This is a genomic window from Streptomyces sp. NPDC050418 (assembly GCF_044458745.1).
Lineage (GTDB): Bacteria > Actinomycetota > Actinomycetes > Streptomycetales > Streptomycetaceae > Streptomyces.
This window is the reverse complement of sequence record NZ_JBITIG010000018.1, coordinates 83,009-105,939: the sequence shown is the minus strand read 5'-3', so window position 1 is coordinate 105,939 and position 22,931 is coordinate 83,009. Positions and strand designations below refer to the sequence as shown.

General features: G+C 70.2%; 26 protein-coding genes. 10 read left to right on the top strand and 16 right to left on the bottom strand.

What is annotated here, in order from left to right; genetic code table 11:
* Window positions 1-74: 74 nt before the first annotated feature.
* Window positions 75-806 (bottom strand): class I SAM-dependent methyltransferase, encoded by a 732-nt coding sequence (locus ACIBI4_RS33935; RefSeq protein ID WP_399208080.1) that lies wholly within the window; start codon window positions 804-806, stop codon window positions 75-77.
* Window positions 803-1,339: a DUF6194 family protein gene (locus ACIBI4_RS33930; protein WP_399208079.1), complete on the bottom strand. Its 537-nt coding sequence runs from the start codon at window positions 1,337-1,339 to the stop codon at window positions 803-805. Before ACIBI4_RS33930 ends, ACIBI4_RS33935 begins: the two co-directional genes overlap by 4 nt.
* Window positions 1,340-1,395: 56 nt before the next feature.
* Here ACIBI4_RS33930 and ACIBI4_RS33925 point away from each other — a divergent pair, with 56 nt between their 5' ends.
* A complete protein-coding gene (locus ACIBI4_RS33925; RefSeq protein ID WP_399208133.1) occupies window positions 1,396-2,235 on the top strand; it encodes a MerR family transcriptional regulator in 840 nt (279 codons plus the stop codon).
* Here ACIBI4_RS33925 and ACIBI4_RS33920 read toward each other — a convergent pair.
* Together ACIBI4_RS33920 and ACIBI4_RS33915 are read right to left on the bottom strand one after the other, a co-directional pair.
* The gene (locus ACIBI4_RS33920; RefSeq protein WP_399208132.1) at window positions 2,201-3,118 is read right to left on the bottom strand and encodes an RNA polymerase sigma-70 factor; all 918 of its coding nucleotides are present in this window, start codon (window positions 3,116-3,118) and stop codon (window positions 2,201-2,203) included. The two genes, ACIBI4_RS33925 and ACIBI4_RS33920, sit on opposite strands and share 35 nt — an antisense overlap.
* Before the next feature lie 75 nt (window positions 3,119-3,193).
* Window positions 3,194-5,260 (bottom strand): HelD family protein, encoded by a 2,067-nt coding sequence (locus ACIBI4_RS33915; protein WP_399208078.1) that lies wholly within the window; start codon window positions 5,258-5,260, stop codon window positions 3,194-3,196.
* A 68-nt stretch (window positions 5,261-5,328) separates the two neighbouring features.
* Between ACIBI4_RS33915 and ACIBI4_RS33910 the strand changes: the two genes are divergently transcribed.
* Window positions 5,329-5,973, top strand: coding sequence for a TetR/AcrR family transcriptional regulator (locus ACIBI4_RS33910; protein ID WP_399208077.1), 645 nt, complete (start codon window positions 5,329-5,331; stop codon window positions 5,971-5,973).
* 25 nt (window positions 5,974-5,998) lie between these two features.
* Entirely contained in the window at window positions 5,999-6,505 is a 507-nt protein-coding gene (locus ACIBI4_RS33905; protein ID WP_399208076.1) for a GNAT family N-acetyltransferase, read from the top strand.
* 6 nt (window positions 6,506-6,511) lie between these two features.
* On the opposite strand, the gene ACIBI4_RS33900 is transcribed toward ACIBI4_RS33905, so the two are convergent.
* Window positions 6,512-7,279: a TetR/AcrR family transcriptional regulator gene (locus tag ACIBI4_RS33900; RefSeq protein WP_399208075.1), complete on the bottom strand. Its 768-nt coding sequence runs from the start codon at window positions 7,277-7,279 to the stop codon at window positions 6,512-6,514.
* A 113-nt stretch (window positions 7,280-7,392) separates the two neighbouring features.
* Between ACIBI4_RS33900 and ACIBI4_RS33895 the strand changes: the two genes are divergently transcribed.
* The 3 genes from ACIBI4_RS33895 to ACIBI4_RS33885 all read left to right on the top strand — a co-directional run bounded on the left by ACIBI4_RS33895 (window position 7,393) and on the right by ACIBI4_RS33885 (window position 11,653).
* Window positions 7,393-8,394, top strand: a complete 1,002-nt coding sequence (locus ACIBI4_RS33895) for an ATP-binding cassette domain-containing protein (protein ID WP_399208074.1) — start codon at window positions 7,393-7,395, stop codon at window positions 8,392-8,394.
* The gene (locus tag ACIBI4_RS33890; protein ID WP_399208073.1) at window positions 8,387-9,142 is read left to right on the top strand and encodes an ABC transporter permease; all 756 of its coding nucleotides are present in this window, start codon (window positions 8,387-8,389) and stop codon (window positions 9,140-9,142) included. Before ACIBI4_RS33895 ends, ACIBI4_RS33890 begins: the two co-directional genes overlap by 8 nt.
* A 330-nt stretch (window positions 9,143-9,472) precedes the next feature.
* A complete protein-coding gene (locus ACIBI4_RS33885; protein ID WP_399208072.1) occupies window positions 9,473-11,653 on the top strand; it encodes a phosphotransferase in 2,181 nt (726 codons plus the stop codon).
* Here the strand turns inward: ACIBI4_RS33885 and ACIBI4_RS33880 are convergent.
* Window positions 11,570-12,451, bottom strand: a complete 882-nt coding sequence (locus tag ACIBI4_RS33880) for a winged helix-turn-helix domain-containing protein (protein WP_399208071.1) — start codon at window positions 12,449-12,451, stop codon at window positions 11,570-11,572. The genes ACIBI4_RS33885 and ACIBI4_RS33880 overlap by 84 nt on opposite strands.
* 164 nt (window positions 12,452-12,615) lie before the next feature.
* Between ACIBI4_RS33880 and ACIBI4_RS33875 the strand changes: the two genes are divergently transcribed.
* Window positions 12,616-12,804: a hypothetical protein gene (locus ACIBI4_RS33875; protein WP_399208070.1), complete on the top strand. Its 189-nt coding sequence runs from the start codon at window positions 12,616-12,618 to the stop codon at window positions 12,802-12,804.
* A gap of 9 nt (window positions 12,805-12,813) precedes the next feature.
* Here ACIBI4_RS33875 and ACIBI4_RS33870 read toward each other — a convergent pair whose 3' ends face one another.
* Together ACIBI4_RS33870 and ACIBI4_RS33865 are read right to left on the bottom strand one after the other, a co-directional pair.
* Window positions 12,814-13,518 carry an HAD family hydrolase gene (locus ACIBI4_RS33870; protein WP_399208069.1) on the bottom strand — a complete coding sequence of 235 codons (705 nt, stop codon included), beginning with the start codon at window positions 13,516-13,518 and terminating at the stop codon, window positions 12,814-12,816.
* Window positions 13,519-13,556: 38 nt separating this feature from the next.
* Entirely contained in the window at window positions 13,557-14,450 is an 894-nt protein-coding gene (locus ACIBI4_RS33865; protein ID WP_399208068.1) for a GntR family transcriptional regulator, read from the bottom strand.
* 163 nt (window positions 14,451-14,613) lie between these two features.
* On the opposite strand from ACIBI4_RS33865, the gene ACIBI4_RS33860 reads away from it, so the two are divergent.
* Window positions 14,614-14,802 (top strand): hypothetical protein, encoded by a 189-nt coding sequence (locus tag ACIBI4_RS33860; RefSeq protein WP_399208067.1) that lies wholly within the window; start codon window positions 14,614-14,616, stop codon window positions 14,800-14,802.
* 41 nt (window positions 14,803-14,843) lie between these two features.
* On the opposite strand, the gene ACIBI4_RS33855 is transcribed toward ACIBI4_RS33860, so the two are convergent.
* On the bottom strand, window positions 14,844-15,797 hold the full coding sequence (locus tag ACIBI4_RS33855; protein ID WP_399208066.1) for a winged helix-turn-helix domain-containing protein: 954 nt from the start codon (window positions 15,795-15,797) through the stop codon (window positions 14,844-14,846).
* A gap of 206 nt (window positions 15,798-16,003) precedes the next feature.
* Here ACIBI4_RS33855 and ACIBI4_RS33850 point away from each other — a divergent pair, with 206 nt between their 5' ends.
* Window positions 16,004-16,189, top strand: coding sequence for a hypothetical protein (locus ACIBI4_RS33850; RefSeq protein WP_399208065.1), 186 nt, complete (start codon window positions 16,004-16,006; stop codon window positions 16,187-16,189).
* Window positions 16,190-16,262: 73 nt separating this feature from the next.
* On the opposite strand, the gene ACIBI4_RS33845 is transcribed toward ACIBI4_RS33850, so the two are convergent.
* From ACIBI4_RS33845 to ACIBI4_RS33830, 4 genes are all read right to left on the bottom strand, one after another.
* On the bottom strand, window positions 16,263-17,507 hold the full coding sequence (locus ACIBI4_RS33845; protein WP_399208064.1) for a GNAT family N-acetyltransferase: 1,245 nt from the start codon (window positions 17,505-17,507) through the stop codon (window positions 16,263-16,265).
* Between the two features lie 57 nt (window positions 17,508-17,564).
* Window positions 17,565-18,092, bottom strand: a complete 528-nt coding sequence (locus ACIBI4_RS33840; protein ID WP_399208063.1) for a hypothetical protein — start codon at window positions 18,090-18,092, stop codon at window positions 17,565-17,567.
* Between the two features lie 315 nt (window positions 18,093-18,407).
* Window positions 18,408-19,382: an asparaginase gene (locus ACIBI4_RS33835; protein WP_399208062.1), complete on the bottom strand. Its 975-nt coding sequence runs from the start codon at window positions 19,380-19,382 to the stop codon at window positions 18,408-18,410.
* Between the two features lie 50 nt (window positions 19,383-19,432).
* Window positions 19,433-20,092, bottom strand: coding sequence for a hypothetical protein (locus tag ACIBI4_RS33830; RefSeq protein WP_399208061.1), 660 nt, complete (start codon window positions 20,090-20,092; stop codon window positions 19,433-19,435).
* A 192-nt stretch (window positions 20,093-20,284) separates the two neighbouring features.
* Here ACIBI4_RS33830 and dtd point away from each other — a divergent pair, with 192 nt between their 5' ends.
* A complete protein-coding gene (dtd, locus tag ACIBI4_RS33825) occupies window positions 20,285-20,722 on the top strand; it encodes a D-aminoacyl-tRNA deacylase (protein WP_399208060.1) in 438 nt (145 codons plus the stop codon).
* A gap of 32 nt (window positions 20,723-20,754) precedes the next feature.
* Here the strand turns inward: dtd and ACIBI4_RS33820 are convergent, their stop codons facing one another.
* From ACIBI4_RS33820 to ACIBI4_RS33810, 3 genes are all read right to left on the bottom strand, one after another.
* A complete protein-coding gene (locus tag ACIBI4_RS33820; RefSeq protein ID WP_399208059.1) occupies window positions 20,755-21,720 on the bottom strand; it encodes a YgfZ/GcvT domain-containing protein in 966 nt (321 codons plus the stop codon).
* Window positions 21,721-21,776: 56 nt separating this feature from the next.
* Entirely contained in the window at window positions 21,777-22,226 is a 450-nt protein-coding gene (locus ACIBI4_RS33815) for a Fur family transcriptional regulator (RefSeq protein ID WP_399208058.1), read from the bottom strand.
* Window positions 22,227-22,287: 61 nt separating this feature from the next.
* Complete coding sequence (locus tag ACIBI4_RS33810; RefSeq protein ID WP_399208057.1) at window positions 22,288-22,860, bottom strand: FABP family protein; 573 nt, start codon at window positions 22,858-22,860, stop codon at window positions 22,288-22,290.
* Between the last annotated feature and the right edge of the window lie 71 nt (window positions 22,861-22,931).

Below are 22,931 nucleotides of genomic sequence, written 5' to 3'. Positions count from 1 at the left end.
CCGTCGAACCGTCCGAGACGGCTCACGATGCCATGGCGGAGGTCCGGTCTCCGTGACCTCCCCAGGCGGATCGCCTAACCCCGCTTCCGCGCGACGAACACGAACTCCTTCCCCGGCCGGTCCGGCGCGTCGCGCACCTCCCTGACGTCGAAGCCCCGCCCGGTGAGGGACGCTTCGGTCTCCTCGCGGGAGCGGAAGCGCAACGTCGAGTCCGAGGTGAGGGTTTGGTGGTCGGCATGGAAGACGTACGTCGAACGGAAGGTCACCAGCGGGCCGTTCACCCTCGTTGTCTCGACCCACGTCTCGACGGGTCCGACCGCCGGGATCGTCGTCACGCGGTGGGTGGACTCGCGGTTCCAGTGATCCCACGCGCGGCGGGACGGGTCGCGGGTCTCGAAGACCAGATGGCCGCCGGGGCGCAGGGCTTCGTGGGCGCCCCGGAGGGTGGCGTGCCACTCCTGCGGTTCGGTGATCTGCTGGGCGGCGTTCGCGGTCATGGTGGCCAGGTCCGCCTGGAGGGGCGGGAGCGTCGTGGCGTCTCCGTGCAGCCAGCGGACGCGGTCGGCGCCCGGCTTGGCGCGGGCCACGTCGAGGGAGGCGAGGGCGGGGTCGACGCCCACGACCTCGATCCCGCGGGCGGCGAGCAGCAGCGCGAACACGCCCGTGCCGCAGCCGATGTCCAGGACCTGGCGCGCCTCGAACTCGTCCGCCGCCATCCGTACGTACGCGTCGAGATCGCTGCGGTCGGGTTCGAGCGGGTCGTAGACGGCCGCGAGCCGTGGGTGTCCGAAGCATTCGTCCGTCATGGGGAGCCGGGGCCTTTCCGGCGCTCTGTGCGGCGCCTCGCGTCATCGTGGGCCTGGCGCAGGAGGCGGATCGCCAACTCCCCTGTCGCCGGGCCCGGGTTGGTGATCGCTACCCAGCCCTGGGCGCGGTAGACGGGGTGCGGCAGGACGACGTCCGTGGCCGTGAAGTCGCGGGGGCGGGGCTCGTCTCGCGGGTGCTCGCCGGTGAGGGTGGCGAACGTGTCCGCGCCGACGTGCAGGTTCAGGCGGCTGCGGTCCGGGGCGTCGAGCGCGGACAGGGTGTCGCCCGGGTAGTTCTTCGTGACGATCGTGGCGTAGGGCTGTTCCCGCTGCGGCACCCGGCCGTCCGGGGCGTAGTAGAAGAAGTGGTCGCCCCAGGCGATCTCGGGGAAGTCGCTGCCCTCGGCGGGGGCGAGTTCGAGGACTCCGTCCAGGGCTCGGGCCGCGGCGAGGATCTGCTGGAGGCAGGCGTCTTCAGGGGTGCCATGGGACTCGCGGTGGGGCTCGCGGTCGAGTTCGTTTGCGTCGGTCATGGTTCAAGCTTGAGGTTGAAGTGCTTGTGGAGGGTTACGGAGAGGGGTTGGCGCACGTGGGCCCGTCCGGGGAGCCGGAACAGCCGCTGCGTACCGCCGAAGCCGCCGCCGCGGCCGGATACTCCGTGCAGCAGGTCCGCGATCTGGAGGCGCAGGGAGTGATCCCCGCCGCGGACCGCTCGCCTGGCGGGTACCGCCGGTTCACGGCCCGGCACGTCCGCGCGCTGCACGCCTACCGCGATCTGGCCCTCGCCGTGGGTCCCGTCGAGGCGCGGCGGACGCTGCGCGAGGTCCGTACGCTGCCGCCCGGCCCGGCGGCGGCCTTGGTCTGCGCCCTCCATGCCGGGCTGTGCGCGGAACGCGACCGCGCCCTCGCGGCCCGCCGCGCCCTGGAGGCGATCCGGGACGAGCCCGGCGCGGAGGAGGGCGCCGCCGGCCCGGAGAAGAGCACCCCCGACGGCGACCCGGACTCCATGACGATCACCGAGCTGGCCCAGGCCCTCGACGTCCGGACCTCCGCCCTCCGCTTCTGGGAGTCGGAGGGCCTCGTCGCCCCCGAGCGCCTCACCACGCGTGCGGGCACCGCCCGCCGCTACCCCACCGGCGCCATCCGCGAAGCCCGGATCACCGCGGCGCTCCGGGCGGGCGGCTACGGCATCCCGGAGGTACGGGACGCGATCGGCACGCTGCGGGACCTCGGGAACACCGGCCCCGCCGACGGGGACGCGGACCGCACACTCGCCGCCCTCGACGCCCGCATCGAGTCACTCACGGCCCGCATGCTGGCCCTCCTCCGTACGGGCACCCACCTCGCGGAAAGCGCCGAGAGCAGCGGTCGGGGCCCTGGCCCCGACGCCCCGCTCACCCCCGCCGCTTCCGGTTCCACTCATCCTTGAGCGCCCACACATCCGCCAGCGGACCCAGGTGCCCGAGCTTGTCGGGGTTGATGACCGAGCGGATGGCCGCGACACGGCCGTCCACGATGTCGAGGGTCATCGCGACGGCCACCTTGCCGTCGCGGTCGCGGAACAGGGCGCCGGGCTGGCCGTTGATCTCCTGGACGTCCACGATCGTGCCGACCGCGAGGATCGGCGGGAACGCACCGGCGAGCAGGCGCGCGACCTTCTCGGCGCCTTCGAGGAACCGGGCCAGCTGCGGCGCCTTGCCACCGCCGTCGCCGACCACCTGGACGTCCGCGGCGAGCAGTTCCTGCAGGCCCTCCACCTTGCCCTCGCGCAGCGCGGCGAAGAAGCGGGCCGCGAGTTCCTCGCGTGCGGCCCGGTCCGCGTCGAAGCGCGTCCGCCCCTCGTCCATGTGCTTGCGCGCCCGCACGGACAGCTGCCGGCAGGCCGCCTCCGTACGCCCGACGGCCTCGGCGACCTCCGCGTAGCCGAAGCCGAAGACTTCGCGGAGGACGAACACCGCGCGCTCCAGCGGGCTGAGCCGCTCCAGGAGCAGCAGGGCCGCCACGGACACCGAGTCGGAGAGCTCGGCGGCGCGCGCCGGGTCCTCGTACGGGTCGCTGAGCAGCGGCTCGGGCAGCCACTCCCCCACGTACTCCTCACGCCGTACGCGCGCCGAGCGCAGCACGTCGATGGAGATACGGGTGATGACCGTGGACAGGAAGGACTTGAGGGAGTCGGGGCGGGTCGTGGTGGTCTCGTAGCGCAGCCAGGTCTCCTGGACGGCGTCCTCGGCCTCGCCGACGCTGCCGAGGATGCGGTACGAGATGGAGAAGAGCAGGGGTCGGAGCTGCTCGAACTCCTCGGCCCTGTCCACAACTTCGGCCTGCGCGCCCGCCATCCCCAGTCCTCCCGGTAGAAAGCTTCCGTCAGCCAAGGCTACGCCCCCGGCTCAGAACGGCAGCGCCCGGCTGTGCACCACATCGAGGCGCGAGACGGCCCGGGTCAGGACCACGTAGAGCCGCTCCGGCCCTCGCTCCTCGGCCTCCACGACGGCGGCCGGTTCGACGGCGATCACGTGGTCGTACTCAAGCCCCTTGGCGAGGGACGCGGGCAGCAGCGTCAGACGCGCGCCGAGCTCGTCGGGACCGGCCACCGGCAGACCGGCGTCCGCCAATGCCGCGCGCAGGGCGGGGAGTTGAGCGTCCGCCGCGATCACTCCGACCGAGCCTTCCCGCCCGAGCGCCCGCCGCGCCGCCTCGACGGTCGCGGCCGCCACATCCCGTACGGGAAGAAGCCTCAACTCCCCGTCCGTACGCAGCGAACGGGCCGCCGGCACGTCCACCCGCAGGCTCCCGAGCAGCCGGTTCGCCAGCTCCACGACCGCGCCCGGCACCCGGAACCCGGTGGTCAGCGGGATGATCTCCGCGTCCGGGCGGCCGAGGTGGGCGAGGAGTGCGGGCCAGGCCCGGGCCGCCCACGGCGTGGTGCCCTGGGCGAGGTCGCCGAGCACGGTCAGCGAGCCGAAGCGGGCCCGGCGCGCGATCACCCGGGCCTGCATCGGTGAGAGGTCCTGCGCCTCGTCGATGACGATATGCCCGTAGCCCTCGGGGTGTTCGATCAGTCCGGCGAGCTCGTCGAGGAGCACAAGATCGGCCGCCGACCAGCGCGCCGAGCGGTACGAGCGCGGTGGCTTCGCCCACCGGAGCGCCTTGCGTTCCTCGTCCGTCAGGACCCCTTCGGCCGCGGATGAAGGCTCCGCGAGCAGGTCGGCCAGCACCTCCTCGGGAGTCACCTTGGGCCACACCTCGTCCAGGAATCCGCGCACCTGCCGCCCCATCCGCTGCAGCCACGCGTACGTACGCGTCCCGGAACGCCGCTCGGCCTGGTCCCGTACGAGCGCGAGCACCCGGGCCTGGACCCGCTCACGCCCGGCGGCGTACGGCGGCGCCTCCTCCCGTACGTCCGCGACGATCCGCTCCAGCTCGGCGAGCGGGACGCGCCGGCGGTACGAACCGTCCACCACGGCAAGGGAGCCGGCGGGCAGCGCGACCCGCGCGTACAGCGCGCGGCGCAGTACCTCGGCCATGCGCGCGTCGTGCTTCACGGCGGCCGCTGCGGGTGTGTCGACGGCGCGCACCGGATGGCGGGCGATCTCGTCGTCGACGGTCGACTGCCGCACGCCCGTCTCGCCGAGCGAGGGCAGGACCTCCGCGATGTACGTGAGGAAGGTCCGGTTGGGGCCGAGGATCAGCAGTCCGCCGCGGCGGATGCGCTGCGGGTAGGTGTAGAGCAGATACGCGGCCCGGTGCAGGCCGACAGCCGTCTTGCCGGTGCCGGGCGCGCCCTGCACGCAGACGGAACCGGCGAGGTCTCCGCGTACGAGCTCGTCCTGATCCGGCTGGATCGTGGCGGCGATGTCACGCATCGGGCCGACGCGGGGGCGCTCGATCTCCTCGGCGAGCAGGGCGCTCGGGCCGTTCCGCCCCTCGCCCCGGCCCAGGAGTTCGTCCTCGAAGCCGGTCAGGTCCGCCGAGTCGCCGCGGCTGCCCGGCGCCCAGCCGAAGCGGCGGCGCACCGCGACGCCCTGCGGGTCGTGGGCGCTCGCGCGGTAGAAGGCGCGCGAGACGGGGGCGCGCCAGTCGACGACCAGCGGCGGGGCGGCCGGGTGCTCGCTGATGCGGAGGCGGCCGAGGTGGTAGCTCTGGCCGCGGTGGTCGCCGGCGACCTGGCTGTCGCGTACGCCCGCGAAGTCGAGGCGGCCGAAGAACAGCGGGCCCTCGGGCAGCTCGGACATGTCCTTGGCGCGGCTGCGCAGTTCGTATCCGAGCACTTCGGCGTCGGCGCCGGACGCGGAGGCGTTCTCGCCTACGACGACCTGCTCATGGGCGCCGTCGGTCATCGCGGTGAGGGCGGTGCGGCAGTGGTCGTGGTGGGCGCGTTCGCGGGCGAGGTCCTGGGGGGTGCGGTCGGTGGCGACAGTGCGGTCGGTGGCGACGATGCGGTCGGTGGCGCTCATCCGGCAAGAATAACGTAACCGAGTTACATTTTTAACCGGGTTACGGTGGGTGCGGTAGGGTGGACCGTATGCCCCAGGAACCCCGCCGGACTTCGCAGCAAGCCCCTGGCCTGCGCGAACGCAAGAAGCAGCAGACGTTCGACACCATCTCCGAGACCGCCGTCGCGCTCTTCCTGGAGCGCGGCTTCGACCAGGTCCCGGTCGCCGAGGTGGCGAGTGCGGCCGGAGTGTCCAAGCCGACGCTGTTCCGGTACTTCCCGGCCAAGGAGGACCTGGTCCTGCACCGCTTCGCCGACCACGAGGACGAGGCCGCCCGCGTGGTGGCCGCCCGCGCCGCCGGCGAGTCCCCGCTCGACGCGCTGCGCCGCGACTTCCTGGCCGGCCTCGAACGCCGCGACCCGGTCACGGGCCTGTGCGACCACCCGTCCGTGCTGGCCTTCCAGCGCCTGGCATACGGCACCCCGTCCGTGGTCGCGCGCATGCTCGGCTTCCTGACGCGCTCCGAGGAGGCCCTCGCGAAGGCACTCGGCGAAGGCACCGGCGCACGGCTCGCGGCCGGCCAGATCATCGCCGTACGCCGCATTCTCGCGGACGGCAACCGGCACCGGATCGCGGCCGGGGAGACGGCGGACGAGGTGCTCGCGGACGCACGCGAGGCGGCGGAGCTGGGGTTTCGGCAACTGGCGGCGGGGCTCGGATCGTTGGACGCCTGACGGGATGGCGCGGGACACTGGACCGATGGACACCCTGCACGGCACGTACGTGACCCTGCGCCCCGCGACCGCGGACGATCTGCCGGCCTTCGAGGCCGCGCTCGCCACCGCCGAGGTCCGCCGCTGGTGGCACTGGCCGGACCCCGAGGGCGACCTGCGCGAGGCGGACCACCGGCAACTGGCGATCACGGTCAAGGGCGAGACCGTCGGCATGATCCAGTGGGACGAGGAGGAGGACCCGGACTTCCGGTACGCCTCCATCGACATCTTCGTCCACCCCGACCACCACCGCCTGGGCCTCGGCACGGACGCGATCCGCGTCCTGGCCCGCTGGCTCATCGACGTCCGCGGCCACCACCGCCTGACCATCGACCCCGCCGCCGACAACGCGGCCGCCATCGCCTGCTACGAACGCCTCGGCTTCCGCCGCGTCGGGGTGCTGCGGCAGCAGTGGTACGACCACGGGCGGGGCGGCTGGGCGGACGGGTTGCTGCTCGATCTGCTCAAGGGGGAGCTGAACGAAGGGAGTTGAGGGCTCTCAGCCGCCGGCGGTCCGGCGCTCGATGAGCGCCGCGACCCCGTCGAGAACGACATCGAGACCGAAGTCGAACTCGGTGTCCGGGCCGTCCGCCTCCCGCAGCACCCCCGATTCGATGACCTTCCGGACGCCCGGGTGCCGCTCGGGCGAGGCGAGCACCGTGAGCGTACGGGCGTACGCCTGCAGATACTCGTCCGGCGTGTGCCCGCGCTGACGGATCGCGGCATCGATGTCGGACATGACCATGGCCTCGTTGCGTACGTAGCCACCGACGAGCATCAGTACGCCCAGCTTGTCGCCCTCACCGAGCGGTGTACGGGCCAGCGCCGACAGCCCGTACTCCATCCACTCGACGCCGCGCGGGCTCGCGGGCGGACCCGAGACCTGGATGCGCAGCAGCCATAGGTTGGCGAGGAAGACCTGGCGCTGGGCGCGGGCCCAGTCGGCCATGGCCGTGCGCCAGTCCGCGTCCGGGTCGAGTGCGGGCGGCGCGGGTGTGACGGCCTCCTGCATGAGGATGAGCAGCTCGTCCTTGGCGCCCACGTACCGGTAGAGCGACATCGTCGAGGCGCCGAGCCCTTTCGCGACCCGCCCCATCGACACCGCGTCCACACCTTCGGAGGCCGCGAGCCGTACGGCCTCGTCGACGATGCGCTCCAGGGAGAGCCCCGGCCTGGGCCCCTTCGACGGGCGCTCCCGCAGGCCCCAGGCGGTGGCGAGGCTGGCGGGGAGGCCGGAGCCGTCGTCCGCCTGTGCGGTGTGGGCCATGTGCGCCGCCTCCCTGCGTGCTGTCCCTCGCTTGACGCACATCCTAGTTCTGCGTAACCCTTACACAGTAATGCGTAAGGGTTACGCAGAAGAAGTGGAACGGGGGTCCAGGAATGCAACCGGACACAGGAGCGGGACCGGCGCCGGCCATCGAGGCCACCGGCCTCCGCAAGAGCTACGGCAGCCACGAGGTGCTGCGCGGCATCGACCTCACCGTGGCGCGCGGGACCGTGTACGCACTGCTCGGCCCGAACGGCGCGGGCAAGACCACGGCGGTCCGCATCCTCGCCACGCTCACGTCGGCGGACGCGGGCGCGGCACGCGTGGCGGGCCACGACGTCCGCACCGCGCCGGATCGCGTACGCCGGGCCATCAGCCTCACCGGCCAGTTCGCGGCGGTCGACGAGATGCAGACGGGGGCCGAGAACCTCCGGATGATGGCCCGCCTGGTCCGCCCGGCCGGCGGCGGGCGCCGCCTCACACCGGCCGAAGCCCGTACGAAGGCAGCCTCGCTCCTCGCCCGCTTCGACCTCACGGCCGCCGCGGACCGTCTCGTCAAAACGTACTCAGGAGGCATGCGCCGCCGCCTGGACCTCGCGGCATCACTCGTCGGCGCCCCGGACGTCATCTTCCTCGACGAGCCGACCACCGGCCTCGACCCGCGCAGCCGCCAGGAACTCTGGTCGGTGGTACGGGAGTTGCGTGCCGCCGGCACCACGGTCTTCCTCACCACCCAGTACCTCGAAGAAGCAGACCAATTGGCGGACCGGATCGCGGTCCTCGACGCGGGCACGCTCGTCGCGGAAGGCACCGCGGCGCAGCTCAAACAACGCGTGGCGGGCCACCGCCTCGACCTCACCCTCGCCGACTCCGGCGCCTACCTGCGCCTCGCACCTCGCGCGACCTACAGCGACCCCGACGCGCGCGTCCTCGGCATCCCCACGGACGGCAGCGCGGCCGAGGTCCGCGCACTGCTCGACGACCTCGATCCGACCCGTACCGCCATCACGTCCTTCTCCCTCCACACGGCAACGCTGGACGACGTCTTCCTGACCCTGACGAACCAGCCGTCGGCTCACTCCGCCATCTCCTCCAAGGACCCCAGCCATGCCTGACGCCCTCACCGACACCCTGGTCATGACCGGCCGCTCGCTCCGTATGAGCCGCCGCAACGTGGACGCCCTGATCACCGCGCTCGCCCTCCCGGTGATGCTCCTCCTGATCTTCGTCTACTTCTTCGGCGGAGCCATCGACACGGGAACGCGCTACGTGACGTACGTGGTCCCGGGCGTCCTCCTCCTCTGCGCGGGTTTCGGCAGCTCCAACACCGCCATGGCCGTGGTGGAAGACCTCAAAACCGGAATCATCGACCGCTTCCGCTCCCTCCACATCGGAGGAGCCCCGATCCTGGCGGGCCACGTAGCCGCCTCGGCCGCCCGCAACCTGATCGCCACCACGCTGGTCTTCGGCCTGGCCTTCGCCATCGGCTTCCGCCCGGCAGCCACCCTGGCCGGCTGGCTCGCCGCCCTAGGCATCCTCCTTGCATTCATCCTGGCCCTCTCCTGGCTCAGCGCGGCGGTCGGCCTCCTCGCCAAGTCCCCCGAAGCAGCAGGCGGCTTCACGTTCTTCGTCAGCTTCCTGCCGTACCCCAGCAGCGCGTTCGTCCGCACGGAGGACATGCCGACCTGGCTCCAGGGCTTCGCCGCCCACCAGCCGATCAGCCAGGTCATCGAGTCGTTGCGGGGGCTGCTCCTCGGGCAGCCGGTGGGGTGGACGCCGTGGATCGCGTTGGGGTGGTGTGCGGGGATTCTGCTGGCCTCGGTGGTGGGGGCGGGGTGGTTGTTCAGGTGGCGGACGGGGTGATCAGAGCGCCGGGACGGCCGCGGACACCGGAGCAGGACACGGTCCATCACCTAATGGAGCAACGATTCCTTCGCTCCTTATGCAGGATTCAACACACGCCACTAGAGTCCGCGACTAAGGTGCGCAGCACCTGTGCTGCCCCAAGCGGCATTCCTTGAGCAACAGGAGCCTGCAGTGGCCGGAGATTCCGCCCCCTGTCCCGCTCCTCCACTAGGCAAGGCGCTGACGCCGTACGAGCAGCGAGCAGCCTTCGTGGAGCATGCGCGACGCCACGGGGCGATGACCCGCGGCCACCACAACCGGAACTTCATGGTTCCGCTCACGGAGCCGATGGCGAAGCTCCTGGAACAACCATCCGGCATCAACGTCATGGTGCGGACACGCCTGTCGGATGCGCTGCGCGTTGTCATCAGGACATGGCCCGACGAAACGGCAGTGCTCGACGCCGTGAAGGACGTGCTGCCCCAGGTTCCGCGGCATCTCACCACACACGAGGACACCGTCATCCACAGCTATGTGTATGGCGTTCCGCTCTCCAGCGTCTGCGAGAACGGCAAGCCCGTGGACCGGCAACTGGTCCAGGAGATGACCCGTGTGCTCGCACAGATGACTCACGTGCGGAAGGAGGCCGTGCCGAAGCTGCCGGACGTCTGGCCGCGCAGCCATCGGGACAGCCGCCGCTATCTGCGCACGCTGGCGCATCTGGCCGGAGAACAGATTCTCAAGCCCAACTGGGTCGTGTTCGGCGGGCTGTTCGCAGCTCTCGGCATCGCCGACGATGCGCTGGAACAGTTCGCAGAGCGTCTCCCTGCCATGTCGCCCCGCCCCTTCAGTCTGCTGCACACCGATCTGCACCGCGACAACATCATCGTCACCTACGACGGCGAACCTCCACTCATCTACGTGGACTGGGAACTCGCCTCCTGGGGCGACCCTCTGTACGACCTGGCCAACCACCTGGTGCGCATGCACTACCCGGAGCAGCAGCACAGCGAGGTGATCGACTCCTGGGCCACCGACATGCAGCACGTCAGGCCGGAGGCCACGCATCACCTCGAACGAGATCTGAAGCACTACTTCGCCTTCGAGTACGCGCAGTCCGTCTTTCCTGATGTCATGCGTGCTGCCGCATCGCTGGGAACTTCACTGCAGCCGCAGCGACTCGAAGCTGCCACGCATCAGGTACAGAACGCATTGCAGCGCGCCAGCGATCCTCTGCAGTTGGCGGAGGTGTCCCGCGACGAGATCCAGAGCGCGCTCCATCGCTGGCAAGCGGCCCGCCTCGGCAGCCAAGGGCCGTCACGGAGCACTCGCGGTATCACCTTCGAACCCGACGAGCGCTTCGGAAACCCGGACTGTGACCGCTCCACCGTGCTGGCCGCGCTGCGCGCCGAAGGCGCTGCACCAGCGAGCCGTGTGTTCAAAGGAACGGCACATCTCAATACCGTGGTGCATGTGCCCGACAAGATCCGGCCCATCGTCGTACGCCGCAAGGTCGGCGGCCAGAGACGGCGCGAGCGGACCTTCCTCAGTGAGCACGCGGTGCTCCGGCTGATCGAGACAGCGCAGGCCACCGAGAAATCCGTGCGAGCCCCGCGCGTGCTCGCGCTGGGGACGAGCAACTCGAAGGATGCCTTCGCGCTCCACACCTACGAAGGCCCAGACGGCGACACCCGGCCACCGAATCACCCGGTGCAAGGGCTCCTGCCCCATGAAGCCGACAGCCTGGTCGACCAATTGACAGCGCTCGCGGCGATCGAGCCGGAAGACCTGTGGAGGCTCGACCCCGCGGCCAAGGATGTGGACTTCTACTCCTGGCTGAGCAAGCAGCTGGTCCACATGGTTGCCTCGCTGCCCACCGAGTCGAAGAAGTTCGCACGCGCCCTGGGGCTGCCCGACGAATACCGGCTCGGACTCCTCCTGCGTCGCCATACGGTCACGCCGCGTCGCTTCGCCCTGCTCCACGGCGACCTCAATCCCTGGAATCTGGTGCGTCAGCCCAACGGCGAACTCACCATCATCGACTGGGAGATGGCGCTCGTCGGCGATCCGCTCTACGACCTTGTGCGGCATCTGCACCTCACTCCGGTGAGCCCCGCGATCAGGGAGCGAATGTTCAAGCGGTGGGCGAAGCAGATGAGCCATGACAAGAGCGAGGGCTGGAAGTCTGATGTGCGCGTCTACCGGTGGATCGAACTGATCAGATCCGCCTACATCGACCTGGACCGGCTCGTGACCGGTGATGGCAGGGACGCTCCCAACGTCCGCTGTGCAGTGGACCGTTATGCCATGACCCTGGCCGATGCCACTGCGGCACTCGGGCTTCCCTCGCGCCAGGTCGACAACCCCTACCTCACCAACTCGCTTCCCACAGTCGAAGGAGCACCCTCGCGCGCGGATGACCTGGAGGCGATGGGCTCTCTGCGCCTACTGCAGTGGGGAGCGAGCAAGCAGTCCCCACAGCGAGTCGAACCACGCTTGGAGACTGGCGGCGAACACCGATCCTGGTGACTTCGGGTCGTCATCCGCTTGGTGGTGGGCCAGTGTCGATCCGAGTCCGAGGACGTCAAGCACGTCCGCCGGAGTGCCGTCGAGCAGCTCGATCCTGCGTTCAAGCACCTCATAGGGGCCGAGCAGCGCGTCGCGCCCGTTGAGCACGTAGACCTTGAAGGTCGGAGCCAAGGGAACCGTACGAATCCGGACGGAGACGGACTCCACCTTGGACTCCCTGGCCAGTTCCTCCAGGGCGCGCTTGAGCGACTTCGTGTGGCTGTCGCTGATGGCCCGCAGACGCTCCCGGGGCCGGGGGTCCGCCGGGTCGTTCTTCATGCGTGGATACGGCAGTTCGGTGTCCTCGGCCGGCAGCAGCATGCGCACCGTCACCGATCGAGGCGAGATCTCACCTGCTCGTACCCTCTCGACCTGCAGCCTGATGTGCGCGTCCAAGGACTCCGAGGTCAGAGTGAAGACATCGAGCGTCACATCCTCCGCCTGGAAGGCGCGGGCTATCAACGGCCCGAGCGCGACACGTCGGCTACGCCCGTCACCGGTGACGGAATGGATCTGCTGCTGGGCCTTCAGCGTTTCCGGATGGGCGCGAACCCGCGTGCCGCTGCCCTGCCGGGACTCGACCAGACCTTCGTCCGCGAGCTCGTGCAGCACTTTCACCACAGTGTCGCGCGAAACTCCCAGTTCATCCGCCAACTCCCGTTGCGACGGGAGCTTTTCGCCCACTCGGTAGCGGCCGTCCTTGAGCCTCGACCGCAGCTCGTCGGCAACTCCCTGGAAGACCTCTCCGCCCTCGTTCACGCTCTTCAACGTACCGCCGACCGACCGGCCACAAACCACTTTCAGACATATTGGCTGCCCAGCTGACAGCCGTGAATACCAATGGTGTGCCGATCACCAGTCCAGGGCATACAGGGTTCAGACAAGCAGTCCACTGTGGACTGAATGAGGGGAGGGATGGTCCGGTGGCGCGATATCCCGAGATCGTCGAACTGCTCATCGTGCTCTGGCAATTGCTTGACCGCATGCACTTGGTCGAGGGCGGGCCCGTGGTCATCACGACCGCCCTCATCGTCACCGCCGTACGGACTCGGAACGCGACGGTCGCCTACGCCGCGACCGTCGCGGCCCTGGTCGTCCTGGCTCAGGCCTGACCCCCGCGCTCAGGCCTGAGCAGCCGAGTCCCAGACCAGATCAAGGACCGGGCCGAGGGAGTCGACCACAAGGTCGGCTCCTGCCATCCGCAGTCGGTCCTCTCGGCGCGGATCGCGACCGTAACCCAGGAACGCCACCCCGGCCGCGCGAGCCGCCTCCAGATCGGCGGCGGTATCGCCGATCATCAGGGCCGCCGAAGGGCTGGCGCGCAGGGAGTCCAGCGCCCTGTGGAGGCAGTCCGGGTCCGGCTTGAGGTGGTGGACCTTCTGGGTGCGGCCGTGGATGCCGCCGGAGAAGCAGTGGCTCAGACGGCGGCGGGAAAGGTACTGCTCCACCGCCAACGGGGAGTTGTTGGTGGTCACGGCGAGACCGACCCCGGTGGCGCTCCACGTCTGGATCAGCCGGTCCACGTAGGGAGTGGGGTAGGCCTGCGACGTGGCCCTGAGCTCCTCCCGCGTGAGCTCCTCCTCCAGGCCCTCGATCAGGGCACGGTCCGGATGCGTGCGGTCGACCTCACGCAGGAGAGCATGGGGATCGTCGCTCTTCCAGGCCGGGTCGATGATTCCGGGCCCTCCGTGCGTGTCGAGCCAGGCACGCAGATGCTGGGTCACTTCGGATGCCGAGTGTCCGGCGAAGAGCCGGCAGATCGGCCCGTCGAAGTCGAAGAGCACCGCCTGTGTGCCGGTGATCAAATTGCGGACTCTTTCGATCACTTGGGCCGCCCGTGTGGTCTGTGTCGTTTCAGAAGTCACTAAGAGAGTGTCAGGTCCCCCGCGATCGTGTTCCAGAGTGCGTCGAACCAGTTCTGCGACTCCTGCACAAATGACGAGTCCTTGTCCGCGCCTGGTTCTCCTGTGGCGGGCTTTTCGAAGGAGAACAACAGGGATTTGGAACCAAGCGTGTCGAACAGCTCAACGCGACTGGTGTCACCAACCATCTCTTCACGCCGCGTGACCATGTAATACGCGAAGAGCGCCTCCACTCCGTTCAGCACATACAGCTTCACCGGCGGCGTGAACGGCAGCGCCCGGAACGACACCTGCACGTCGATCTCATGCGTGGACCGCAGCGCCAGCAGGTTGTGGCGCAGGACCTGGCCCTGCGCGTTGCGCTGGTCGAGCCAGCGCTTGTGGACCGCGTCCGCGTCCCCCTCGACCGGCACCGGGAACGCGAGGTCGATGTCGCGGCTCGGGAGCAGGAGGCGGACCTGGATGGACTCGGGGCGCAGGGAGCCCTCGTGGACGCGGCGCAGGGGCTCGCCCAGGGCGATCATCAGGGTCTCGGAGGTGAGGCTCAGGGCGTCGATGCGGACGTGGGGTTCGCCGAAGGCGCGGACGAGTTGGGGGCCGAGGCCCACCATCGTCGGCTGCGGGCCCGCGTGCGTCGGCGGGGCGGTCTGCGGGGCGATCTGGGGTGGTGCGCCCTTGGTGACGTTCTTCAGGAGGCCGTCGTCCTGGAGCATCTTCAGCGCGAGGCGGACCGTGCCCCGTTCCACGCCGAACTCCTCCGCGAGCCGGCCCTGCGTCGGGAGACGGCTGCCGGGCTGCAGCTGGCCGCTCCTGATCCGGCTGCGGAGTATCTCCGCGATCTCTTGGTGCGAGGGCTTTCTGCCGTTCACCGTCACGCTCTCCTGGGCCTGGGTCACAAAGAGAAGGTTACAACTCGCCTTGAGCTGGCCGCAGTTGTTTCGACCTACGAACCAAGGGAACAAACTTGGTTGAGACTAGGAGCCAACAGCAGCCAAGTCCCCCGACAGTTGGCAGCAGTTGGGTCGTGTAGCTCCTCCCCACCCCGAAGGAGGAACCAGCATGCCAGTCATCGCCGTCCTCGGTGCGATCTTCGTCATCGGCTTCGAACAGCTCGTGCAGTGGCAGTACGGCCCCATGGGCATCATCGGCCTGCTGCTGCTCAGCATCGGTATCAAGGCCAAGAATCCCATGTGCAGCTCACTGGGAGCCGTGGTTCTCGCGGTACTGGTCGCCGGTCCCGCCTTCTAGGCCCGCACGGTTCCGCGGGTACGGGAGACGCCCGCCCGGGCCTAGCGCCCGGGCGGTGCCAGCTCCAGAGGCGAACTGATCGTCTCCCACAGCGCGTTGAACCACAGATGGGACTGCTCGACGAAGGTCGTGTCCCGCAGCCCCGAGCCCTGCTGGAACGCGAAGAGCATCGACCGCGTTCCCTGGGCGTCGTACATCTCGATGCTCTCGTGATCGATCTGCGCGTCCGTCCGGGTCAGCGTGTAGTACGCGAACAGCGCCTCCGAGCCGTTGAGCAGGTAGAGCTTCACCGGCGGCGTGAACGGCAGGGCGCGGAACGAGACCTGGACGTCGATGTCGTGCGTGGCACGCAGCGCGAGCAGGTTGTGGCGCAGGACCTGACCCTGCGCGTTGCGCTGGGACAGCCACCGCCGTCGTACGGGATTGTCCTCGTCCTGACCTGCGGGATCGCCCTCGACCGGGACCGGGAAGGCCAGGTCGATGTTGCGGCTGGGCAGCAGGACCCGGACTTTGACACTGGCCGGTTTCCGACCCCCCGCGTGAATGTGGCGCAGGGGCTCGCCGATGGCGAGGGTCAGCGAGATGGACGTCAGGCAGATCGCGTCGATCTCGACCTGAGGTGCGGAGAAGGCCTCGGTGATACGGGGCCCGAGCGCCACGGTCGTCGGCATCGGCGCGGCTTCCGCGCCCGCGAAGGAGTGCATCACCTCCGCCGCGTCGGCCGCGACGGTCGCGGGGCTCCCCTTTGTCACGTTGGTGAGCAGGCGCTCGGACTTGAGGATGCCGAGCGCCTGGCGCACGGCTCCGCGTTCGACACCGAACTCATCCGCCAACTTGGCCTGAGTTGGCATCCGTTGGCCTGGCTGAAGCTCGCCGGAGCGGATCCTGGCGCGCAGTTCGTCGGCCACGTCCCGGTGCGACCTGCGGGCGCTCTCCGCGCTGCGAGGACCGGTGTGGACTTCATCCTGAGGAGCATGCTGCGGGCTCACAGCCAAATGGTACAACTTCCCGCCAAGTTCGGGGAGTTGTGGGAAACCTGGTTATCGATCGGCTTCAAGGGCAAATAACCCTTTGCGAGTTGGCCACCAACTCCCGCAAGCTGGAAGCTCCCAGAGCAACATGGTCAGATTCCTGCACGGTTGGTCCCCAATGGAGTGCGACCGGCCCGCAGGACTCCTCCCCCATCCAAAGGAGGACCGTCATGCCGCTCATCGCCATCATCATCGCCGGTCTGGCACTCGCCTTCGAGCAGGCGATCCAGTGGAAGTTCGGCCCGCTGGGCATCATCGCGTTCGTCGCGCTGACCATCGGGCTCAAGGCCAAGAACACCATGTTCAGCAGCATCGGCGCGGTCATCCTCGTCATGCTGCTCGCCCAGTCCGGCTGACCGGGTTCCCGTCCGGAGGGGAGACGGGAACCCGGCCGGCCCGTGACGGACAGGCCCTGGAAACGGGCAGGCCCTAGAACATGTCCGGGCACCACGGACGCCGAGGCGTCCGCAGAAGGGCGTCCGCCGTCGCGGCGGCGCCCGGGCGCTCCTCGGTGACGGTGCCGAGGGCGGCGAGCCGTACCGCCGACTCGTCACCGAGCCAGAGCGCCGCCAACTCCCTCACATCCAGCGAGAGTTCCGCGTTCGACGTGGTCGGCGTGCAGGAAGCCCCCTGCGGGCCGGCCTCCAGGCGGAAGCGTCCGCCCGTGTAGCCGTGCGGGTCGTCGACCTGCAGGACGAGCGATCCGGCGCCGGCGTACGTACGCGTCTCCAGGGCGCGTACGACATCCAGGATCCGCACCCACAGGAAGTCGGTCTGGGTGAGGACCGTGGCCGCCCTGGGGTCCGGGAAGTACAGGGGCACCAGGGAGTCCGGGGCCCGCAGGCCCGTGCGGACCTTGGTGACCCAGTCGATCGACACCAGGTACTGCCACAGCGCGCGCTCGGCGGCGGGCGTCACCGCGTCGAGGCCGCGGACCTTCACCGTGTTCTGCGGCTGCTTGTTGTCGCTCCAGTCGGCGACCGGGTCGTACGCGACGAGGCCCTGCAGCTCGCCCGCGGGTGAGCGGTACGTGGCGTAGTGCGGTTCGGTCCACGGATGGAACGGGTTCGGCGCGAGGCCCGTGTTCACCTGCCACCAGCGCTCGTCGCGGTCCACCGCGCCGTGCTGCGCCGACCGGAGCCGTTCGTGCAGGTCGGGGCCGAGCTTGCGGACCTGCTCGCCGTCGACGAGGTCGATCCGTCCGCCGTCGTCCGGGCCCGGCCGGCGCGGGTCGAGGCCCGCGCGCGTGACGTCGATCTCCCACTGCGTGGTCCAGGTCGCGGGGCCGAATCCGTACCGCCCGTAGATCGGGTACTCGGCGGCGATCAGCGTGGCGACCAGATCGCCGCGCTCCTTCGCCGCGTCGAGGTCCGCGGTCATCATGCGGCTGAGGAGACCGCGGCGGCGGTGCGTGGGCGAGACGGTCACGTTGGTGATCGCGTTCGCCGCCACCTCCGCGCCGCCGACCGCGGTGAGCTTCTGCGGCACGGAGCGGAAGGTGGCCACGCACCGGCCGTCGTCGAAGGCGCCGAGGGTGCGGTCGAGGTCGAGCACGGAGCGGCGGTCGGCGAGCTGCTCCTCGGTGAGGGGCGCCGGGCTGCGCAGGAAGCCGGTGTTGAGCGCGCGGGTCCAGTCGGCTACGTCGGCGTCGTCGAGCGAGCGGATGTCGGGCATACGGTCACGGTAGGTGGGCTGTGGGGGTGGGGGCATCCGGATTACGGGCGGGGCGCCTCACGCCGCCGGGCACAGCGCCGCGACGCGCGCCGGGGCCGCTCCCTGGACGGTGGCCGGGACCGAAGCGACCGCAGCCGTCGTCGCGGCCACCGTGCCGCCGCCCGCCCGGTTGCGGGCGAAGACCAGGACGCGCAGGACCACGAAGCGCGCGATGCCCGCGAGCGCCGAGGCGGACAGGTAGACGACCTGCTCCAGGACCGCGCCCGGCTGCGCCACGGTCAGCTGCAGGATCAGCATCGCGACGCTGGTGACCGCGTACGCACCCGCCGCCGAACCCGCCGACTGCACATGCTGGCGCCAGGTGGCGCGCCCGCCGGCGCCGAAGGTGAAGCGCGCGTGCAGCTCGGTGGCCAGCAGCGTGGAGACCACGGTGATCAGGGCGTTCGCCAGGACCCAGGGCAGCCACGCGGCCAGACCCGCGACGGCGAAGCTGGACAGGACGCCGATCCCGCCGCCGCAGAGCACGAAGCGCGCGAACGCCAGGAAGGCGCCGGGCGCCTGCTGTTCGCTGCGTGCTGTCTCCATGGTCTCCACACCCCTATGACGGCGCCGACGGCTTCTGTGTGACACCGGCTCGTCCGCTGCTGCCCGTATGACCGGGGCGGCGCTCCGAACTAACCGGTGGCGCCATCATGGCACACTCGTGGCGCCATGGCGAGCTTTTTGGGTGCCATAGGCGCCACACGTGGCGCCAAACCGGAGACGGTTTGGCGTCATTGCAGGTCAGAGGTGTAAGCACACGCGCGACGCGCGCAAGATTTCTACGGGTGCGGCACCATCACCGGGCACTTAAGCCCGCTCGGCGCCACCTCATGGCGCCACGACGGCGCCACAGCGGAGTCAGAACGCCGCCCTGATCTCCCCCACCCGCACCGCACCCCCCAGCAGCGGCGCCTCCCCGATGCGGGAGACGACCTCGGCGTCGACGCCCATCAGGGTCAGGGCGCGGGCGAGGACGGGGCCCAGGGCGCGGATCGCGCCGTCGTCGATCTTGAAGGCGAGGGCGCGGCCGTCCGGCAGGGCGACGGCCTGGACCGCCTCCGCGCCCATCTTCGACAGCGCGCCCGGGACCTCGCGCATCAGCCAGGTGTCGGGGCGGCGCGTACCCGCCACGTACTCGGGGTGGGCCCGCATCGCGTCCGCGACGCGGCGCTCCGGGCTGCCCTCGGGGGCGAGGACGAAGTGGCGGAAGGCGCGGGCCAGGCCCGGCAGGGTCAGCGCCATCAGGGGCGCGCCGCAGCCGTCCGTGCCGATGGACGCGACCCTCTCGCCGGCGGCCGTCTCGACGACCTCGCGGATCAGCCGCTGCAGCGGGTGCCCCGGGTCGAGGTAGGTCTCGGTGGGCCAGCCCGCCTGCGCACAGGCCGCGAGCATCGAGGTGTGCTTGCCCGAGCAGTTCATGGTGACGCGGTCGCGGGTGTGTCCCGCGGCCAGGTAGGCCTCGGCCTCGACCGCGTCGAGCGGGAGGTCCGGCGGGCACTGGAGCTGCGTCTCGGACAGGCCCTGCTCGGCGAGCATCTTGCGGACCAGGTCCAGGTGGAAGGGTTCGCCGGAGTGGCTCGCGGCGGTCACCGCGAGGCGCTCGCCGCCGAGGTCGAGGCCCGCGCGCAGGATGCCCGCCGCCTGCATGGGCTTGTTGGCGGAGCGCGGGAAGACGGGCGCCGTCACATCGCCGATCGCGTGCTCCACGCTGCCGTCGGCCCCGAGGACGACCAGGGAGCCCCGGTGATGGCCCTCGACGAAGCCGGAACGGACGACCTCGGCGAGGACCGGAGGTATCGCGGTGGGGGCGGGAGCAGGGCTCGTGGAGGTCATCGTCGGCCTTCCGGATGGGGCGGACCCGCCGCCGTACCGGAAGGCCGGGCTCAGGACAGCAGGTCGTCTACTTGTGCTTCGCCTTCACGGTACCTGCGGGCGATCTCCGCACTGCAATCGTCGGCTGTGCGCTGCAGCACCTGACGGCGTCGCGACACCTGCTGCTCGTAGCGCACGAGCCGCCCCAGGCCGGTGTGCAGCTCGTCGTCCGTACGGGCGTCGAGGTCGCTCAGCTCGACCTCGGCGAGCATCTCGGCGGCGAGCCGCCGGTACTCCTCGCCGTGCGGCGTGCCGACCGTGACATGGCGGGCTGAGGAGCGGTGCGTGGAGGGCGCGTCCGCGAGGATCTCCGGGAGCCGCTCCACGACGGCCGGGTCGGACGGCGCGGGCTCGGGCGCGGCGGCGTGCAGCCGGCGGCCGAGCTCGGCGCGCAGGATGTCGATCCGGCCCTGGAGCAGCCGCCGCAGATAGCTGAGGTCCGCCTCGTCCTGCTGGGACGTACGGCGCACCCGGCGCAGCTCGGGCAGGCGCAGCGCGCGCAGATCGTGCTCGGGCAGCTCGGGCAGGGTGCTGCCGGTGCGCTGGACCGGCGGGCGCGCCACGGCACCCGCCTCGACGCGTGCCGTGCGGGCTGGGTGGTGGGTTGTACGGGCTGTATGGGCTGTCTGCACGGGCGGCCCCGGAGGCTGCCCCGTACTGGAAGTGCTCATGCGCTTGTCCGTCCCCTCGACCGGTGCGGAGGCACCGCCTGCCCGTCATGGTGCCACTCACAGTGGCCGGAATGTGGCGGAGTGCACTCGATCGGCCCCGGATTGGTGCATGGCATTACGCGGCGGATGGCGCGCGCGGGGGAACTTCGGGCCACCGCGTGGCCCTCGCGGGCGCACGGCATGATGGCCCACATGCGTGCGGTGGTGCAGAGAGCGAACGGGGCGAGTGTCGTCGTCCAGGGTGAGAACGGTCCGGAGACGACCGGGGAGTTCAGCGGCGAGGGCCTGTGCGTCCTGGTCGGGGTGACCCATGACGATACCAAGGAGAAGGCGGCCCAACTGGCCCGCAAACTCTGGACGCTGCGGATGCTCGCGGACGAGAAGTCCTGCTCGGACATCGACGCGCCGCTGCTGGTGATCTCCCAGTTCACGCTGTACGGCGACGCCCGCAAGGGCCGCCGCCCCACCTGGAACGCGGCCGCCCCCGGGCCGGTCGCCGAGCCCCTGGTCGACGAAGTGGTCGCTCAGCTGCGGGCGTTGGGGGCGACGGTGGGGACGGGACGGTTCGGTGCGTCGATGCGGGTGTCGCTGACGAACGACGGCCCGTTCACCGTGCTGCTCGACCTGTAGTCAGGACTCGACGACGACTTCTGGATTCCGGATCAGGGCTCGACGACGACTTCCTGAGCCGCCGCCGTGGTACCCACGAGCAGCGGCGCGTCCACCGGAATGTTCCGCTTGACCAGGGCGAGCGCGATCGGGCCGAGCTCGTGGTGGCGGGCCGAGGTGGTCACGAAGCCGATCTTGCGGCCCTCGGGCCCGTCGGACGCGAGCCGGACCTCGGTGCCGTGGCCGGGCAGATGGACCTCGCTGCCGTCCAGGTGCAGGAAGACCAGGCGGCGCGGGGGCTTGCCCAGGTTCTGGACGCGGGCGACCGTCTCCTGGCCGCGGTAGCAGCCCTTCTGCAGATGTACGGCCGAGCCGATCCAGCCGAGCTCGTGCGGGATGGTGCGGTGGTCGGTCTCGAAGCCGAGCCGCGGCCGGTGCGCCTCGACGCGCAGCGCCTCGTAGGCGAGCAGGCCCACCGCGGGCCCGTGCTCGCTCACGTACGACTCCAGCGAGGCGCGCGGCAGGAAGAGGTCCCGGCCGTACGGGGTCTCGCGGGCGACCACACCGTCCGGCACCGGGGCGATGGAGCCGGCCGGCAGGTGCACGACCGCGAACTCCTCGGTGCGGTCGGCGACTTCGACCCGGTAGAAGAACTTCATCGACTCCAGGTACGCGAGGAGCGCCTCGCCCGTACCGGCCTCGAAGTACGCCCACGTCGTCGTGCCGTCGTCGACCAGGGCGAGGTGGTGCTCGATGTGGCCGTTGGCGGAGAGGATCAGCGCCTCGGTGGCCTGGTGCGGGGGCAGCTTCTCGACGTGCTGCGTGAGCAGCAGGTGCAGCCAGGTCAGCCGGTCGTCACCGGTGACGGTCAGGACTCCGCGGTGCGAGAGGTCCACGACTCCGCTGCCGTCCGCGAGGGCGCGTTGCTCCCGGTACAGCTCGCCGTAGTGCGCGGCGACGCCTTCGTCGGCGCCCTCCGCGGGGACGGCACCGGGCAGGGACAGGAGCGGGCTCTTCATAGTCACCCAATCTACGACGGGGTGCGGGAGCTTTTTATTTCCCGGGGGCCTTCGCGTTATTTCCCGGGGGCCTTCGCGGCCTTCGCCGCTTTCGCGGTGCAGTCCTTGCACCGCCCGAAGATCGCGAAGTGCTTCATGTCCGTGTCGAAGCCGAAGTCGCTCTTGAGCTTCGCCGTGAAGTCGGCGGCCACCGAGACATCCGCCTCGATCACGTTCGTGCAGTCACGGCAGACAAGGTGCAGATGGTGGTGGCGGTCCGCGAGGTGGTACGTCGGGGCGCCGTGGCCCAGATGGGCGTGGCTGACGAGGCCGAGCTCCTCGAGGAGTTCGAGGGTGCGGTAGACCGTGGAGATGTTCACGCCGGACGCGGTCCTGCGGACCTCCGCGAGGATGTCGTCGGGGGTCGCGTGCTCCAGGGTGTCCACGGCCTCCAGGACAAGCTGACGCTGCGGCGTCAGCCGGTAGCCGCGCTGTCTGAGGTCGCTCTTCCAGTCGGTGCTCACCACAGGGCCCAGTGTAGGTGGGCCCTGAGGCGGGCAGCGGGCCTACGTGATTTCGCCTTCGGGCCTACTTGAAGAAGGCGATGCCGTCGTCGGGCATGTCGGGGAGGTTGCGCGCCATCTCGGCGACCTCCTCGGGCGTGACGACCTTCTTGAGCTGCGCCGACATGTACGGGCGGAGCGGGACCTCGGGGGTCTGCTTCTCGCCGACCCACATCAGGTCGCCCTTGACGTAGCCGTACAGGCGCTTGCCGCCGCTGTACGGACCGGAGGCGGCGGTGCGCGCCACGGCGTCCGTCGCGATGTCGATCTGCGGCTTCTTGTCGGCCAGCTCGCCGTACCAGACCTCGACGACGCCGTCGTCGCGGACCATCACGACCTCGACCTTGCGCTGGTCGTCGATCCGCCAGAACCCGGACTCGGTCTCCAGCGGCTTGACCTTGTTGCCCTCGGCGTCGAGCACCCACGTACGCGAGTGGTACTCGATGAAGTCACGGCCGTCCTGACTGAAGCTGACCTCCTGCCCGAAGTTGCACTTCTCGGCGCCCGGGAAGTCGGACACTCCGGCACCCGCCCAGTCGCCGAGCAGGAAGGCGAGGGGCAGCAGGGAGGGGTTCAGGTCGGACGGGATCTCGATCATCTGTGGCTCTCAGTACGGGGGCGTACGGACGGTCAGCGCTGACCCTGGTACAGCTTCTTCACGGTCAGTCC